The sequence below is a fragment of the Ramlibacter sp. bp-362 genome (assembly GCF_054956735.1).
Window position 1 is genome coordinate 1 of the sequence record NZ_JBUDXE010000047.1, and the last position, 286, is coordinate 286.

General features: G+C 39.9%; 1 protein-coding gene. It reads right to left on the reverse strand.

From position 1 onward, the window contains the following. The coding region (locus ACY0MJ_RS22345) for a hypothetical protein (protein WP_462640760.1) at positions 1-286 on the reverse strand (286 nt) is incomplete at both ends.

Below are 286 nucleotides of genomic sequence, written 5' to 3' on the forward strand. Positions count from 1 at the left end.
GTGCATTTAAAATATCTTCTGCCTGGTTGAGTTTATCTTTTAGACTAATGTTGTCGTTATCCAATTGTTTTAGTTGATTTAACGCCTTTTTAATTGCTAGACTTTTCTGATGCCCTTGGCGCTGGGTAGAAAAAAATTGTTGTGAAAGTCGCTCGCAACTATGTTCTAGCTTCTCTGCAATGGCTTGTAATTCGGCAGACTGAAATTGCAATCCATCAAGTAAAGCTTGAGGCGCTTGAGTCGGGTTTAAAGGTGAGGGGACCTGGATGTAATCATAAAGGTTGCT